Source organism: Rhizobium leguminosarum (assembly GCF_001679785.1).
GTDB lineage: Bacteria > Pseudomonadota > Alphaproteobacteria > Rhizobiales > Rhizobiaceae > Rhizobium > Rhizobium leguminosarum_R.
Genome location: NZ_CP016286.1, coordinates 2,935,519 through 2,951,323, shown reverse-complemented (window position 1 = coordinate 2,951,323; position 15,805 = coordinate 2,935,519). Strand labels below are relative to the sequence as shown.

General features: G+C 61.6%; 18 protein-coding genes. 5 read left to right on the top strand and 13 right to left on the bottom strand.

Annotated features, from left to right (window positions below; genetic code table 11):
- Positions 1-117 precede the first annotated feature (117 nt).
- Complete coding sequence (locus tag BA011_RS14695; RefSeq protein WP_065281007.1) at positions 118-1,017, bottom strand: LysR family transcriptional regulator; 900 nt, start codon at positions 1,015-1,017, stop codon at positions 118-120.
- Between the two features lie 102 nt (positions 1,018-1,119).
- On the opposite strand from BA011_RS14695, the gene BA011_RS14690 reads away from it, so the two are divergent.
- Positions 1,120-2,142 carry a zinc-dependent alcohol dehydrogenase family protein gene (locus tag BA011_RS14690; protein ID WP_065281006.1) on the top strand — a complete coding sequence of 341 codons (1,023 nt, stop codon included), beginning with the start codon at positions 1,120-1,122 and terminating at the stop codon, positions 2,140-2,142.
- A 57-nt stretch (positions 2,143-2,199) separates the two neighbouring features.
- Here the strand turns inward: BA011_RS14690 and BA011_RS14685 are convergent, their stop codons facing one another.
- Entirely contained in the window at positions 2,200-2,610 is a 411-nt protein-coding gene (locus BA011_RS14685) for a rhodanese-like domain-containing protein (protein ID WP_065281005.1), read from the bottom strand.
- 69 nt (positions 2,611-2,679) lie between these two features.
- Between BA011_RS14685 and ftrA the strand changes: the two genes are divergently transcribed.
- Positions 2,680-3,681 carry a transcriptional regulator FtrA gene (gene ftrA / locus BA011_RS14680; RefSeq protein WP_065281004.1) on the top strand — a complete coding sequence of 334 codons (1,002 nt, stop codon included), beginning with the start codon at positions 2,680-2,682 and terminating at the stop codon, positions 3,679-3,681.
- A gap of 75 nt (positions 3,682-3,756) precedes the next feature.
- On the opposite strand, the gene preA is transcribed toward ftrA, so the two are convergent.
- The 4 genes from preA to BA011_RS14660 form a co-directional block, all read right to left on the bottom strand.
- Entirely contained in the window at positions 3,757-5,070 is a 1,314-nt protein-coding gene (preA, locus tag BA011_RS14675) for an NAD-dependent dihydropyrimidine dehydrogenase subunit PreA (protein WP_065281003.1), read from the bottom strand.
- 15 nt (positions 5,071-5,085) lie between these two features.
- Entirely contained in the window at positions 5,086-6,447 is a 1,362-nt protein-coding gene (locus BA011_RS14670; RefSeq protein ID WP_065281002.1) for an NAD(P)-dependent oxidoreductase, read from the bottom strand.
- A gap of 407 nt (positions 6,448-6,854) precedes the next feature.
- Positions 6,855-7,850 (bottom strand): sensor histidine kinase, encoded by a 996-nt coding sequence (locus tag BA011_RS14665; protein ID WP_186806558.1) that lies wholly within the window; start codon positions 7,848-7,850, stop codon positions 6,855-6,857.
- A 192-nt stretch (positions 7,851-8,042) separates the two neighbouring features.
- Positions 8,043-8,837 (bottom strand): response regulator, encoded by a 795-nt coding sequence (locus tag BA011_RS14660; protein ID WP_017961711.1) that lies wholly within the window; start codon positions 8,835-8,837, stop codon positions 8,043-8,045.
- 269 nt (positions 8,838-9,106) lie between these two features.
- Here BA011_RS14660 and BA011_RS14655 point away from each other — a divergent pair, with 269 nt between their 5' ends.
- Both BA011_RS14655 and BA011_RS14650 read left to right on the top strand, forming a co-directional pair.
- Positions 9,107-9,313 (top strand): NepR family anti-sigma factor, encoded by a 207-nt coding sequence (locus BA011_RS14655; protein WP_003542250.1) that lies wholly within the window; start codon positions 9,107-9,109, stop codon positions 9,311-9,313.
- A 9-nt stretch (positions 9,314-9,322) separates the two neighbouring features.
- Positions 9,323-9,880 carry an RNA polymerase sigma factor gene (locus BA011_RS14650; RefSeq protein ID WP_003542247.1) on the top strand — a complete coding sequence of 186 codons (558 nt, stop codon included), beginning with the start codon at positions 9,323-9,325 and terminating at the stop codon, positions 9,878-9,880.
- 266 nt (positions 9,881-10,146) lie between these two features.
- On the opposite strand, the gene BA011_RS14645 is transcribed toward BA011_RS14650, so the two are convergent.
- The 7 genes from BA011_RS14645 to hemP all read right to left on the bottom strand — a co-directional run bounded on the left by BA011_RS14645 (position 10,147) and on the right by hemP (position 15,166).
- Positions 10,147-10,548: a hypothetical protein gene (locus tag BA011_RS14645; protein ID WP_027663891.1), complete on the bottom strand. Its 402-nt coding sequence runs from the start codon at positions 10,546-10,548 to the stop codon at positions 10,147-10,149.
- A 9-nt stretch (positions 10,549-10,557) separates the two neighbouring features.
- Positions 10,558-10,902, bottom strand: a complete 345-nt coding sequence (locus BA011_RS14640; protein WP_065281001.1) for a DUF883 family protein — start codon at positions 10,900-10,902, stop codon at positions 10,558-10,560.
- A gap of 148 nt (positions 10,903-11,050) precedes the next feature.
- The gene (locus BA011_RS14635) at positions 11,051-11,845 is read right to left on the bottom strand and encodes a heme ABC transporter ATP-binding protein (protein ID WP_065282543.1); all 795 of its coding nucleotides are present in this window, start codon (positions 11,843-11,845) and stop codon (positions 11,051-11,053) included.
- A gap of 24 nt (positions 11,846-11,869) precedes the next feature.
- Positions 11,870-12,982 carry a FecCD family ABC transporter permease gene (locus tag BA011_RS14630; protein WP_065281000.1) on the bottom strand — a complete coding sequence of 371 codons (1,113 nt, stop codon included), beginning with the start codon at positions 12,980-12,982 and terminating at the stop codon, positions 11,870-11,872.
- A gap of 2 nt (positions 12,983-12,984) precedes the next feature.
- Complete coding sequence (locus BA011_RS14625) at positions 12,985-13,914, bottom strand: heme/hemin ABC transporter substrate-binding protein (protein WP_062943527.1); 930 nt, start codon at positions 13,912-13,914, stop codon at positions 12,985-12,987.
- 11 nt (positions 13,915-13,925) lie between these two features.
- Positions 13,926-14,975 (bottom strand): hemin-degrading factor, encoded by a 1,050-nt coding sequence (locus BA011_RS14620; RefSeq protein WP_065280999.1) that lies wholly within the window; start codon positions 14,973-14,975, stop codon positions 13,926-13,928.
- 8 nt (positions 14,976-14,983) lie between these two features.
- Positions 14,984-15,166, bottom strand: a complete 183-nt coding sequence (hemP, locus tag BA011_RS14615; protein WP_065282542.1) for a hemin uptake protein HemP — start codon at positions 15,164-15,166, stop codon at positions 14,984-14,986.
- A 177-nt stretch (positions 15,167-15,343) separates the two neighbouring features.
- On the opposite strand from hemP, the gene BA011_RS14610 reads away from it, so the two are divergent.
- Positions 15,344-15,766 (top strand): hypothetical protein, encoded by a 423-nt coding sequence (locus tag BA011_RS14610; RefSeq protein WP_065280998.1) that lies wholly within the window; start codon positions 15,344-15,346, stop codon positions 15,764-15,766.
- The last annotated feature ends 39 nt before the right edge of the window (positions 15,767-15,805 follow it).

The following is a 15,805-nucleotide window of genomic DNA, read 5'->3' as shown; positions in this document are numbered from 1 at the left end:
GCGGTCGTCCACAACGGACGGTGAACTATCGGATATACTGCTGCATCGGGTGATTTCCAGGGAAACGTATAGGAATTACATGGGTTTCTCGTCGCTCGCAGACGCGTGGCGAGCGCTTCAGCCCATCATTGCCGGCAGTCCGGCGGCGAGCGTATCGATCGCGAGCCTTACCTTCGGCAGCATGACCGGAGAGCGCAGCCAAACGGCATGGGCATCGAAGACATTGGCCGGTTCCTGCTTCAACACCTGAATGAGCCGGCCTGCCAGCACCTCCTCGCGGACCAGCCAGCAGGGGAGCCAGGCAAGTCCGCGCCCGGCGACGGCCGCATCGGAAATCGAAGCAAGGTCGTCGAGCCGCAGCCGCGCCTTTGGCGGCATCCGCCGCCCGGGATCGGCTGCAGTCGGAAAGATCCAACCCTTGTCATCATCGCCCCGCCTGTAGACGATGCCCTCATGCCGGGGAATATCGAAGACGGTCTGCGGCGAACCATGTTTTTCCAGATAGGCGGGCGATGCGCAGACGGTCATGCGCTGGCGGGCGATCGCCCGGGCCATCAGATCCGGATTGTCCTTCAGCGGCCCGTTGCGGATGACAAGATCGAAGCCGTCTTCGAGCAGGTCGACGATACGGTCGTTGAAGGAAAGGTCGAGTTCGAGGTTCGGATGTTCATCGAGCAGGCGTGCCAGGATCGGCGCGATGCAATGGCGGCCGAAAAGCACCGGCATCGAGATGCGCAATCGGCCGCGCACATCACGCCGGCCGGATTCCAGCATGGCTTCCCCGAGGCGGATTTCCTCGACCGCCCGCAGGCAGCGCTCGTAGAAGAAGCGGCCTTCCTCGGTGAGGCTCTGCATGCGTGTCGTACGGTTGAAAAGCCGCACGCCGAGACGCTGTTCCAGACGTGCGATCGTCTTGCCGACCGCCGAACGCGTGAGGTGAAGCCGCTCGGCGGCGGCCGAAAAGCCACCTGCCTCGACGGCTTCGACAAAGATCGAGATACCCTTCAGCTGTTCCATTTGTTTCCTCTTTGGAACCATTCTGGAGAATTAATATCGCAACTGGTGCGAAATATTCAACGATATGTTTTGCGCTCCCTGCAATGGACAAGGAGCAAGACAATGCAGACAACACGGCAATGGCAGATCGACGCGGTAGGGCCGGAGCGCCAGCTGACGATCGGGGAGCGGAGGCTTGAACCGGTTTCGGGAAACAGGGTTCTGGTCCGGACGGAAGCCGTCTCGCTCAATTTCCGCGATCGGTTGCTGATGGAGAGCGGCATGGGGTTGCCGCTGCAATTTCCCTTCGTGCCAGCTTCCGACATGGCAGGGGTCGTCGAGGCAGTCGGACCCGATGTCAGCCGTTTCAAGCCGGGCGATCGGGTCATCTCGACGTTTTCGCCCGACTGGGTCGACGGACGCGGGTTGGGCGATGCGCGCACGCCACCTTACAAGACGCGCGGCGGCTTCTATCCCGGCGTCCTCTCGCAATACACCGTGCTGTCGGAGGAATGGTATTCACGCGCGCCTGATACGCTCGATGCGGCGCAGGCGAGCACCTTGCCTTGCGCCGGACTGACCGCCTGGTTCGCCCTGATCGAACGCGGCGGCCTGAAGGCTGGCGACAAGGTTCTGGTGCAGGGCACCGGCGGTGTGGCGCTCTTCGGTCTGCAGATCGCCAAGGCGCATGGTGCGGAGATCTTCATCACATCAGGCAGCGCCGAGAAACTCGGCCGCGCCGTTGCCCTTGGCGCCGATCACGCGATCAATCGCCATGAGGGCGACTGGGTTGAGCAACTCTATAAGTTGACCGGCGGCTATGGCGCCGATCACGTGCTTGAGATCGTCGGCGGCCCACATCTCGGCCAGGCGCTGAAGGCAGTGGCGATCAATGGCCGCATTTCCGTCATCGGCGTGTTCGAGGGGGTCGAGGTTTCCGGCCCGGCCGGCCCGTTCCTGCTCAAGGCGCCTGTTGTACAGGGCATTTCCGTCGGCCATCGCCGTGCGCTTGAAGATCTGGTGCGGGCAATCGACCAGACCGGGCTGAAGCCTGTGATCGACAAGCGTTATGCCTTCGACGAATTCCCTGAGGCGCTCGATCACCTCTATCGCGGGCCTTTCGGCAAGGTGGTCGTTGAGTTCTGACGGCCGCGATTTTCCCTTCTCCCCGCTGCAATAATCGTAGGGGGAGACGGGAGGCCATCATGCGGCAGCAGGGACGCCCTGTTCGAAGGCGAAGCCTTCATCGGCCCAGCCGGTCATGCCGCCGATCATCAGCTTGGTCTGAAGGCCGAGATTGGCGAGGCGGAAGGCAGCTTTGTCGGCGCCGTTGCAGTGCGGGCCGGCGCAATAGACGACGAACAGCGTATCGCTTGTCCATGTCGACATGCGATGCGCCGTCATCTTGCCGTGCGGCAGGTTGATGGCTCCGGGAATGTGGGACTCTGCGAAGAGCTGCGGCGAGCGCACGTCGAGGAGAACGAAATCGACTTTGCCGGCCGCAAAGGCGGCATGCACGTCGAAGCAATCGGTTTCGAAGGCAAGCTTGGCGGCAAAGTGAGCGACAGCAGCATCCGGAGCTGCAGCAGGTATCTGGGAAACGGAGCTTGGCATCAGTCTTTCCTTTCTTCTGAAGTTGCCGCCCGGTATCGCCGATGCTAAAGCTTTGCGAAATTGGCCATCATGACTGACAGCGTAAAGATCATGCCAAACTTATCACCACTGCAGACCAAAGGACCGCTGGTCGCCGCGCTTGCCTATGACGGGCTCTGCACCTTCGAATTCGGCATCGCCTACGAAGTCTTCGGCCTGCCACGCCCGGAAATGGGCGAAGGCTGGTATCGTTTCTCGGTCTGCGGCATCGAACCAGGTCCGCTTCGCGCTGCGGGAGGGCTGACGGTCGCAGTCGACAAGGGACTGGAAGTGCTTGACCAAGCGGACTTGATCGTCGTGCCGGGTTGGCGGTCGATCGATGCCGCCGTTCCCGAGCCGCTGGCTTCAGCGCTCAAGGCCGCGCATGAACGCGGCGCAAGGATCATGTCGCTTTGCTCGGGTGTTGCCGTTCTTGCCGGGTCGGGTCTGCTTGCCAACCGCAGGGCGACGACGCATTGGCGCTATGTCGCCTCGATCGCCGCGCGTTATCCCGATATCGCACTCGATGCCGACGTTCTCTACATGGACGAGGGCAGCCTGCTGACGGCGGCAGGCAGTGCAGCCGGCATCGACCTCTGCCTGCATGTGGTGCGCGGCGATTTCGGTTCGGAGGCCGCAAACAGCGTTGCAAGACGCCTCGTCGTGCCGCCGCACCGCGAAGGCGGACAGGCGCAGTTCATTCACGCGCCGGTTCCTGAGGAACGCGAGGGCATCCGCCTCGGGCCGCTGATCGAATGGATGCGCGAAAGCCTTTGCGAGGACCAGCCGATCAGCCTGCTTGCGAAAAGAGCGGGCATGAGCATGCGCACCTTCCAGCGGCGCTTCGAAGCGACGACGGGCCTCAGCGTCGGCGAATGGCTGCTGAAGGAGCGGCTGCGGCATGCCCGCGATCTGCTGGAGAAGGAACTTGCTGTTTCGCTCGACGATATCGCCGCCGCCAGCGGCTTTGGAACACTGGCGACGATGCGGCATCATTTCCGCAGGCGGCTCGGGACGAGCCCGAGTGCCTATCGGAAGTCATTCGGTGATTAGGTTGACTTGGCGCTTCGAACGTTGCCGCCAGAATGCAACGCCGCGGATCAATCTTCTCCGCGGCGTCGCGAATTTTTATTCTGCCGCCTGGCGGGCCATCGGGTTGTTCGGGTGTGTGGTCCAATTGGCATAGTTCGGGTCGACGACTCGGCCGGTGCGTTTGTCGAGAGTGCCGGCGGGAAGCTGCTCCATGGTGATGCAGTTCTCGACCGGACAGACGCTGACGCAGAGATTGCAGCCGACGCATTCCTCGTCCATCACCTCGAAATGACGAGCGCCGTCGACGAAGTTGGTGATCGCCTGGTGCGAGGTGTCCTCGCAGGCGATGAAGCAGCGGCCGCATTTGATGCAGGCGTCCTGGTCGATCTTCGCCTTGGCGATATAGTTGAGGTTCAGATATTGCCAGTCGGTGACGTTGGGCACGGCGCGGCCGGTGATATCTTCGAGGCTGCGATGGCCCTTTTCGTCCATCCAGTCGGAGAGGCCAGTGATCATCTCCTGGACGATCTTGAAGCCGTAGGTCATCGCCGCTGTGCAGACCTGGACGTTGCCGGCGCCGAGAACGAGGAATTCGGCCGCGTCGCGCCAGGTGGTGATGCCGCCGATGCCCGAGATCGGCAGGCCGTAGGTTTCGGGATCGCGGGCGATCTCGGCCACCATGTTGAGTGCGATCGGCTTCACCGCCGGGCCGCAATAACCGCCATGGCTACCCTTGCCGCCGACCGTCGGGTTGGGGGCGAAGTTATCGAGATCGACGGAGACGATCGAATTGATCGTGTTGATCAGCGACACGGCATCGGTGCCGCCGGCCTTGGCGGCGCGGGCCGGGCGGCGGATATCGCTAATGTTGGGCGTCAGCTTGGTGATGACGGGCATGCGGGTGTACTGCTTGCACCAGCGCACGACCATCTCGATATACTCAGGCACCTGGCCGACCGCCGAACCCATGCCGCGCTCGGACATGCCGTGCGGACAGCCGAAGTTGAGCTCGATGCCGTCGGCGCCGGTCTCTTCAACCAAGGGCAGGATCGCCTTCCAGGCCTCTTCCTCGCAGGGAACCATGATCGAGGCGATCAGTGCCCGGTCCGGCCAGTTCATCTTCACCTGCTTCATTTCCCGCAGGTTGGTGTAAAGGTCGCGGTCGGTGATGAGCTCGATATTGTTCAGACCGAGCAGGCGGCGGTCGGCGCCCCAGATCGCGCCGTAGCGCGGGCCGTTGACGTTGACGACGGGCGGGCCTTCCTCGCCCAGCGTCTTCCAGACCACGCCGCCCCAGCCGGCCTTGAAGGCGCGCTCGACATTGTAGGCCTTGTCGGTCGGCGGCGCAGACGCCAGCCAGAACGGGTTCGGGGATTTGATGCCGACGAAATTATTACGGAGATCAGCCATTGTTCATTCTCCCCTTCAAGCGACGGCGACAGCCGGAGCGGCTGCTGCGGTGAGGGCACGATGGATGGATTCAGCCGCGTCGCGACCGTGGGCGACGGCCGAAACCGTGAGATCGTCACCGCCGAAGACGCAGTCGCCGCCTGCCCAGACGCCGTCGAGCGAGGTATGGCCTTCGCCATCGACAGCGATGCGGCCGGATTCCAGGCGCAGCGAACCGAGACCAGAGGCGTCAAAGCTCTGGCCGATCGCCTTGAAGATCTGGTCGGCGGCAATCACACCGGTTTCGCCGGTGCCGACGAGGCGGCCATCGAGGATTTTGGTATATTCCACTTCGATCGCGGCGACTTTGCCGTCCTGCGACAGGATCGATTTCGGCGCCAGCCAGTGGCGGATGATGACGCCCTTGGAGCTTGCCAGATCCTGTTCGAATTCGGAGGCGTTCATGTGCTCCTTGCCACGGCGGTAGCAGATCGTCACCTCCTCGGCGCCGAGCAGCTTTGCCTGCACGGCAGCGTCGATCGCCGTCATGCCACCGCCAAGGACGACGACGCGGCGGCCGATGGCGATGTCGCTTTTGTCTTCGGCCTGGCGGAGTGCGGCGATGAAATCGACGGCGTCGTCGACGCCTGCAAGGTTTTCGCCCTCGATGCGCAGCGCGTTGACGCCGGCAAGGCCGATACCGAGGAAGACGCCGTCATATTGCGCCTGCAGATCGGAAAGCGAGAAATCGCGGCCGAGACGCTGCCCATGCCGAACCTCGATGCCGCCGATCGAAAGGACGTAATCGACTTCCTTCTGGGCGAAGTCGTCGACGGTCTTGTAAGTGGCGATCCCGTATTCGTTGAGACCGCCGGATTTTTCCCTGGCATCATAGATGACGACGGAATGGCCGTTCACTGCCAGGCGATGGGCGGCGGCAAGGCCGGCCGGGCCTGCGCCGACGACGGCGATCGTCTTTCCGCTCGGTTCGGCCCTGGCATAGAACCGCCGGCCCGCCTGCATGGCGGCATCGGTCGCATAACGCTGAAGGCGGCCGATCTCGACCGGCCGCTCTTCAGCCGTGTTGCGCACACAGGCCTGTTCACAGAGTTCTTCGGTGGGACAGACGCGGGCGCACATGCCGCCGAGGATGTTCTGGTCGAAGATCGTCTTTGCCGAGCCGATTGGATTGCCGGTCGAAATCTGACGGATGAACAGCGGAATGTCGATCGAGGTGGGACAGGCCGTCATGCATGGCGCGTCATAACAGAAATAACAGCGGTCAGCGGCGACCAGCGCCTCATGATTATTGAGGCGCGGATGAAGATCGGAAAAATTAGCCTCATACTCGGCGGGCGAAAGCCGGCCGGCATGAATCCCGGTTTCCAGTCGTTCCATTGAAGTTCCCTCATTATTGGTAAACGGCCTGTGAGGGAAAGCGTAACTCAGGTTTAAAAATTTATCAAACGGTAAAATTTTGACGATTTTTGCGTGTAATCCCGCAAGCAATCCACTGTTTTACTGGAAGAATTTAATCGGTCTGCATCGGTGAAATGGCTGAGCGCGCGACGAGGGAAAGGCATCCGAAAAAAGATTCAAAAAAGCCCAATTTTTTTTGGATGGCAGGGAACCAAAGTTTGATGTCGCCGTTATTGCGATATCCGGATGGTGATCGCATCGACCCAACATGCGCGCCCCCAACCCACTATCCGGACGTACTCACGGTCCCCTCCCGGTGAGTGAAGACAGCCGGTGCGCCGCCCTCGCACCGGCTGTTTTTCCGTTTAAGGCTGTAGGGAGGGCTTTCACACTCGCTTGAAGATCTCGAATTCGGTTTCCGGAATGGTCAGACGGTACTCGATGCGGCCGGGAACGAGGTTCAACTCCGCCTTGCCGTTGACCGACGAAGGCACGACACGCTCCAGCACTGTGCGGCCGAAGCTGTTGTCGCTGAATTCGTGGACTTCTGCCTGATCATGCAGAACTTCCGCCCAGGCGACTTCGATCGCCTTCCGGTCGTTGATCATGGCTTCGCGGCAATTCAGCGTGATGGAGGCGGCGCCGCCTGATATCGCGCCAAAAGAGGCGGAGTTGACGATGAGTTCGTGGAGGGCAAGCCCGAGATGCACGGCGGCGTTCGGTGTCAGATGAGCGTTGATGCCATAGATCGGCATGGAGCCGGCCGTCTCCGGCCAATAGGGAGCAAACTGCTTTTCGGCGAGTTCAAAGAGATAGGCGCCGCGCCAGCTCGAATCCGTAATCAGGTCCTGCGAGTTGGAAAGCGATTGCAGCCGTCCACGGAATTTGAGGAGGAAGCTGTCGAGGGAGAGCGTGTTGCGGGCCGTCTGGGTGGCAATGCCCTGGATTATGGCGAGAAGGTTCTTCGAGCGGTGTGAGAGTTCGCGGAGCAGCGATTTCAGAACTTTTTCGCGATGCCGACTTTCGGTGACTTCAGCCATGACGGAAAGAAGTCCATGTTCGCCGCGTCCGCCGGTGCGCTGGATCTTCAGTTCATAAGTGCGCCGTTCGCCGTCGACGTCGATCTCGACCTCGGCATTGTTGGGGATGCCGGTTTCCAGCACCTTGTGCTTCAGGGCCGTCAGATATCGGCCGTGCGCATCGCCAAAGAGGACAGCATCGCTGCTGCCGGGCGCAAAGACTGCTGCAAAATGCGGAGGCAGATTTTCGGCGTAGAAAATCGACAGTCGGGCGTCCTGGCAGAGGATCGAAATCCCGGCGCTGCCGAGCGCGCGTTCCATCATTGCGGCTTTGCCTTCGAAGGTAAAAGGCATGCCGGACAATGGTTCAGTCGTATTCACTCGGCCGCCTTTCCTTGTGACATCTTGAACGTCGCTGAAGGGAGCGCCCTTCCAGACACCGCCTGCCAACTCTAGAACAAAGCGCTGCAAAAACCGTTAAAGCCACCGGTGCGTCCCGGTAGCACCGGAACGCCTGCTTTGGCGATTTGGTTCCGAAGGCCGGAAAATTGCGTCTCAGGCGGCTACTCTGGTCGATTCATTGAAAAAAAGAGCTTGGCTGATCAATGCCTTGACCATGTCGGGATTGAACGGCTTGGTGACAAGGAAAGTCGGTTCCGGGCGCTCACCGGTCAGAAGCCGTTCCGGGAAGGCAGTGATGAAGATCACCGGTACGCTCGACGTCTTGAGGATGTCGTTGACTGCGTCGATACCGGAGCTGCCGTCGGCAAGCTGGATGTCGGCCAGCACCATGCTCGGCTTGGTTTTATTGTAGAGCGCCACGGCCTCGGCATGCGTACGGGCAATGCCGGTGACGCGATGGCCGAGGCTCTCGACCATCTGCTCGATATCCATGGCGATCAGCGGTTCGTCCTCGATGATCATGATATCGGTTGCGACCTGACGGGAAATCTCCTGCGACGCCACGTCGAGCAGCTTCATGACATCCTGTTCTTCAGTTTCCAGGATTTCGGCGATTTCTGCGACACGGAAATTCTCCACGGAGGCGAGCAGGAAGGCCTGCCGGGCGCGCGGCGAAACCTTGGAAAGGTTCAGCGTGGCGCGTTGCTCCCAGGCATAGGGCGAGGTCGGCTCTGGAATCTGGACGGCGGTGGAACCAAACAGTTGCGTGAACAGTTTGTAAAGTGCGACCCGGTCATTCGCCGTATCCGGGAAAATCGACAGATCGGCGATAATGGCTTCGAGAACGGCGGCGACGTAAGCGTCGCCCGAAGTCTGAGTGCCGGTAAGGGCGCGGGAATAGCGACGCAGATAAGGAAGGTGCGGCGCAATCCGAGTAGAAAGTGTCATTAATGGGCTCCTGCATACAGGCCGGCATTGGCTTCAATGAGCGGTTAACGCCGCCTTGATAAAAAAGTTCCGGAACGGCAGGAACTTTTTTCGTTGCGCCGCATTATTCCAGCCGACGAAGAAAGGGCGTAGCGTTTTGACCCATGCAACGGCAAATGCCAACGACATCGACAATCGAACGTTCGATGTCGATGGTTGAAATCGTTTTTGATCCCATCCACGCCCCTCGACACGCCCCTCGAACAGACAACCGGCGAGAAGACGAATTGATGACTACACGCAAGAAAGAAGCAGCCGATCAGCGAAAGCTGGAGCTGCGGGCAAGCGACATCCTGGACCCGAACAACCAGATCGGCGTCAGGCTGCGGTCGCTCTATTCGGCCGCACAGGATGAGGCGATTCCCGATCGTTTTCTCGACCTTCTCGAAAAGCTCGACCATGCTGAAATGATGGCTTCTGCCAAGATGGCCGAATAGGATCGCCGCATGGAAGACAAATCGCAACCCAGCTTCAAGCGGGAACTGCTGGCGGCACTCCCAAGTCTTCGCGCATTCGCGATCTCGCTCATCGGGCGGCACGACCGTGCCGACGATCTCGTCCAGGACACCATCATGAAAGCCTGGGCCAAACAGGATCATTTCGAGATGGGCACCAATATGAAGGCCTGGCTCTTTACGATCCTGCGCAACGAACTCTACAGCCAGATGCGCAAGAGCGGCCGCGAAGTGCAGGACAGCGACGGGCTATTCACTGAATCCATGGCGATGCACCCCTCGCAATATGGCGCGCTCGATTTGCAGGACTTCAAGAAAGCGCTTGACCAGCTGCCGCCTGATCAACGCGAGGCGATCATCCTCGTCGGCGCCTCGGGTTTTTCCTACGAGGAGGCGGCCGAAATTTGCGGCTGCGCCGTGGGCACCATCAAAAGCCGCGTCAACCGGGCCCGCCAGCGGCTGCAGGAGTTGCTGCAGATCTCAGGCGAGGCTGATTTCGGCCCCGACGCCACCTCGGCGCCGCTGACATCGAAGGCTTTCGCGTTCTGACAAGAGTTATATTTGGGAGGAAAGCCGGCCGCCCCTCGGGGCGCCGGCTTTTTTGCGTTGTAAGGGCGGGAGAAGGACGTTTACCCAAAGTAGTGGATAGTTCAATCCGCACCTACTTCTCCTCCCTCATTCCTGTGACGAGCACAGGAATGAGGGAGGGTGAGGTGGGCGTCCTGCCTAATCTTCCGCTGGTAATGTGAGGGGGGAAGTACTTCCCCCCTCCATTCTCATGACGATTACGTGATTGGAGCCGGTGGGTTGCTCAATCAATCCTCGCGCTTCGAGCCCACCAGATTGGCCGCGACGATTGCTGCCAGAACGCCGGCGGTCAGGAGCGGCTGGGCGCGGATAAGACCGAGCCCGACCGTTGCCAGCGATTCGAGCGCCGCACGGCGTTCGCGGGTGCGGCGTGCTTCCCGGGCGTTGATGATCGACATCGCCACCAGGGCGATGATGGCGATTAGCAGCGCGCAGGCGGCCAGGAAGAGGGCAGCGCCGACCGGGCCGTAGATGCCGGCGAGCCAGATGGCGCCGGCGGTGACAGCCAGCGCGTAGGCGGTGAGAAGGAAGAGCACGGCAAGCGCAATGAAGATGCCGTTGCGCTTGGCGCGCGCAACGGTCCGGTGCACGCTTGCGCCCGTCAGCAGGCTGAGGATCGGTAAGAGCATCGCGCTTCCTCAGCGCCGGGCGAGGAAGGCGATGGCAAGGCCGAAAGCGGCCGCGGCGCCGATGGTCGCTAAGGGATGCTTGCGCACGGTCTCGCGCATCTCCGTCGCTCCACGCTCGTAGCCGTGCTGCAATTCGCGCAGCAGATCCTCGCTGCGGCCAAGCAGCTCCTCATAGCCGGCACCGGCCTGGCTGCGGATTTTTTCGCCCTGATGGCGTGAGCTCTTGCCGACGAGGCGCGTCAGTTCCCCGAGCTCGTCGCGCAACGCTACGATCTGCTCCTCGATGCCGGATTCCAAGTTGTGGAAGGTGCCGTTGCGGCGACTGCGGCCGGACTGGAAGATAGAATAGCTCATGGCTGTCTCCATTGGCTGGGGCGCGCGCAAGCCCGCCTAATTCGCACGAGGGTCACCACCGTCCGTCGCATGAATGATATCGCCCGGCATTGACCCAGATCACTGCCGACAACGTGCCGGGCGATCAAAAGTTCCGTTGGCACTGTGCTCAGCGGCGGGAAATGGCGCTGTGGGCGAGCACAAAGGGCGTGCCGTCTGATGGTACCTGGTTGATGCGCAGCGCGCAGCCGAACACCGAGAGCATCGTTTCGTTCGTCAGCACTTCGCCGATGCTGCCGGCGGCGGCGAGGTGGCCGGATTTCATCAGCACGATGCGGTCGGCAAAGAGCGCCGTCAGGTTGAGATCGTGCATGACGGCGATGACACCGCCGCCGCGTTCGCAGAAATTGCGCGCGAGCGTCATGATGGTCAGCTGGTGGCTGATGTCGAGGCTCGAGACCGGCTCGTCGAGCAGCAGCCAGCAGGGCTTGCCGTCAACGACAGGCTCGGCGATCTGGCAGAGCACTCGGGCAAGCTGCACACGCTGCTGCTCGCCTCCGGAGAGTTCCTGATAGAAACGGCCTTCGAAGCCGGTCAAGTCGACGGAGGCAAGCGCTGCCGCCGCCGTCTGCTCTGCCTTGTCGGGATGCAGGTTGAGACCTGATGTCAGACCCATGCGGACGATCTCGCGCACGGTAAAGGGAAAGGAGATGGTGCTTGCCTGCGGCAGCACGCCACGAATGGCGGCAAGCTGCCAGGGTTTCAGCCCCTTCACCTCGCCGCCGCCGATGCGCACCGAGCCGCCATAGGCAAGTTCGCCGGAGATGGCTTTCATCGTCGTCGTCTTGCCGGAGCCGTTCGGCCCGGCAATCGCCGTCAGTTCGCCGGCTCTTGCCGTAAAAGTGACGTCGCTGATGATGGTTTTGCCGGAAAGGCGCACGGAGACGCCGGAAACTTCGATCATCTCAATGTCGCTCACAGGGGTCACTCACAGGGCAAGGCGCGAACGCTGTCTCAGCAGGATCCACAGGAAGAACGGTCCGCCGACCGCCGCGGTGATGATGCCGATCGGCAGCTCGGCCGGGGCCACCAGGGTGCGGGCCAGGACATCCGCAAAGATCAGCAGAGAGCCGCCGAGAAGAGCTGCGGCCGGCAGCAGGAAACGATGGTCGGGGCCGATCGCCATGCGCAGGATATGCGGCACGACGATCCCGACGAAACCGATGCCGCCGCTGACGGCGACGGACGCGCCGGTCGCCGCAGCGACACCGACGATCGCGACATTCTTCAGCCGCTGCACCGGTACGCCCATATGAAAGGCGGCCGCCTCCCCGAGCGTGATGGCATTGAGGCCGCGCGCAATGAATGGCAGAGCGGTGAAGGACAACAGGATGATCGGGCTGGCGCCGGCGATCTTCGTCCATGTGGCGCCGGCAAGCGAGCCCATGCTCCAGAAGGTCAGGTCGCGCAACTGCTGGTCGTTGGCCATGTAGATCAGCAGTCCCGTGATGGCGAGGGCGAGTGCGCCAAGCGCGATGCCGGCAAGCAGCATCGTCGCCACCGAGGTCTGTCCGTGACGGGTGGCGATCCTGTAGAGCAGCAGCGTCGTGACGAGGCCGCCGCCGAAGGCCGCCGTCGGCAGAGCGTAGATACCGAGAAGCGCCTCGAGCGGAGCTGCGAGGCCGCCACCGAGCACGATCATCGCGACCGCACCGAGGCTTGCGCCGGAGGAGACGCCGACGAGGCCGGGATCGGCCAGCGGATTGCGGAACAGGCCCTGCATCACCGTGCCGGAGACGGCCAGCGAGGCGCCGATCAGGAAACCGAGGATCGCCCTGGGCAGGCGGATATCGAAGATGATGATCCGGTTACGCGTGCTGAGCGCCGTCTCGGAGCCGGCCATGTTGCTGATGACGTCGAGGATCGAGGCATCCGAGGCGCCGGTCGTTGCCGAAAACAGCATCGAAAAGACCGAGCCGACGACGAGCAGCGCGATCGCCAGCAAGGCGAGCCGCGTCCTGTCACCCGCCTGCCTGATTTCGCGGATGTCGGCCATCGGGAATCGTCGCCTTCGTTCCATCATGGCTTGCGGCAGGGCCATGATCAGCCCCCGTAGATCGCCGTGTTGAGCTCACGCGCGGCGGCTGCGGTGCGCGGTCCGAAGCCGAGCAGGTAGACGCCATCCATTCGGATGATCGCTTTTTTCTCGCCTGCCGGCGTCAGCGCGATCGCCGGCTGAGCCAGCAGGTCCTCGTTCTTGGTACCGGCGCCGTCGCCGCGATTCATCATCAAGATGATGTCGGGCTTGGCTTCGATGATCGCCTCGTCCGTCAACGGCTTATAGCCCGGGAATGCGCCGACGGCGTTGATGGCGCCGGCGAGCTTGACGATGCCATCGGCGGCCGTGCCGGTGCCCGATGCCATGATCCGGCCGTTCTGGGCGCTGAGGATGAAGAGAACGCGCTTGCGCTCGACCTCCGGGCGCTTTTCGGCATCGGCGATCGCCGCGTCGAGGTCGGCCGCGACCTTTTCTTCAAGCGCCTTCGCCTTGTCGGGCACGCCCAGCAGCGTGCCGACACGGTCGATCTTGGCGATGATGCCGTCGCGGGTAAAGGCGCTCGGCACGGTCTCGAAGGGTACGCTGGCATTCTTCAGCACAGCCAGCGCTTCCTGCGGGCCCGAACCCTCGACGGCGATGATCGCCGTCGGGTTCATGGCGAGGATGCCTTCCGGCGAGAGCGCGCGCATGTAACCGACGTTCGGCAGCTTCAGCGCCGCCTCCGGATACATGCTCGTCGTGTCCCGGGCGATCAGCCGGCTTTCCTCGCCGAGCGCATAGACGATCTCGGTGATGTCGCCGCCGACCGAAACCAGGCGCGACGTGTCGAGCTTCTTTTCCTCGGCGTGGGCGGCGCGGATGAAGGCGAAGCCTTCGACCGTCGGCGCCGTGGGGATCAGCGGTAGCGCCATGATGGCCGCCGTCAGGGCCAGTTCCCAAGGGCGGATCCGGCGCAGATTGTTACGCATCGTCATTGTTGCGATCCTTATGCGGCCACGCTTGCTGCCCGCGGCAGGTTTTCCATGATCTCGCGCCACTCGGCGCGTTCGTCGGAACCTTCCTTCCGCTTGCCGAAGAACTGGATGATCATCTCGCCTTCGGCATTGTAAGCCTCGAGCGAGGTGACGTGGCCGTCCGTGGTCGGCTTGCGTACGGCCCAGGTCTCAGTGATGTGATCCTGGCGCAGATGCAGGTGAAAGGTCGGGTCCATGATATTGATCCACGGACCCATCGGCTGCACGTTGAAGATCGGGCCGGAATGGATCTGGACGATGCCGTTATTGGCGACGAAGCACATGATCGGCAGGCCGGATTTCACCGAGGCATGCATCATGTCTGCCGTCGCGCTGTTGTCGAGCTTCCAGGCATAGTCGTCGCCGACGGTGCGCACGGCCGCCTGGCGGCCGATCTTCAGGCGCTTCAGCATGCCGAAGAACTCATGCGTATCGGTGAGCTTGCTCCAGTTGTCGCGCAGTTCGTCGCGGTTGACGTCGGCGGTCTCATCGACGGCATTTAGGGTCTCAGCCTCGATAAATTCCTGCGACTGGTCTTCCAGCTTCAACTCGGCGACGATCGCGTGATAAGCCTCGACATTCGAGCTCGGGCGCAGGTGCACCTTGTGCACCGCGTTGCCCGCCTTGTCGAAATATTGCAGGCTGAGACGCTCCTGGTCACCATCCTTCTTGGATACGGCGAAACCATGCTCCCAGCGGCTCGGGAAGATGCGCAGATCGATATTCTCGCCGAGAACGATCGCGGCCTGCGCGCCGCTCTTGATGCTTTCGAAGACGCCGATCTTCTCGTGAACGGCACTTTCGTTGCGCGACAGCGCCATTACTTCGCCGAGGCCGGCCACGTGCTCGAGAAGCTTCAGCGCACTGCCATCGATTCGGGTCACGCTGATGCCGGTTTCGGCGGCGACGAGGGCTGCCTCGGAAATCTTCAGCTGGGCGGCGATATCACGCTCGCGCATCTTCGGATTCTCGGCGCGAAACGCACGGATTTCGGCTGGCGCCGGTCTTGTCTGTTCGGTCATGTCCTACCCTACTTATTGAGAATGAGCTTGCCCTGACGGGTGATCTTCAGGCGATAGACCAAGCCGTCATGTCTTATCATGATCTCGTTCGTGCCGCGGAAAAGATCCGCGCTTTCGACGATCCGGTGCTGCGCCGCAGGCTCGCTCTGCAGCGACACGTGCTTAAAGTTATCTGGCTTTTCAACCATCATTTCGGTTGGCAATTCCATGAGGCCGGTGATCAGGGGTCCCCGGTTGTGATGACAATTATCTTGACTTTCATACTCATAGTTTTTTAAAGACGCAATAGAAGACTATTGCAGTCAAGTTTTTGAGATTGCTGATATGAGGCCGCCTGGCGGCGGTTCGCGACAATGGCGGAGAAGATGATGACGGTTAGGTTTGCGGCTGTTGCAGCTGGCATGGTGATGGCGGTTTCAAGCATATGCCAGGCGCAGGACGCGGCAACCGTCAAGCTGGATGTCGAACTCAACGCTCTGGCGCCATCGCAAAAGGGCTGCATGATGACTTTCGTCGCCGAGAACAATCTTCAGACCCCAATCAACAAGATTTCCTTCGAGCTCGCCTTTTTCAACGACAAGAATGCGGTCGACCGCATCACCGTGCTCGACTTCCGCGATCTGCCGCAGGGCAAGAAGCGCGTGCGCCAGTTCGATATGCCGAATGTGAAGTGCGAGACGGTCACCCGCATCATCATCAACGACACGCCGGTCTGCGACGGTCCGGCGGCGGGCGAATGCATGAAGGGTCTCGTCACCTGCTCGCAGATTTCGGTTCCCTTCGAGGGCTAAGAATACGCCGGGAATGAATCCCGGCGGGCATGTCCAGAC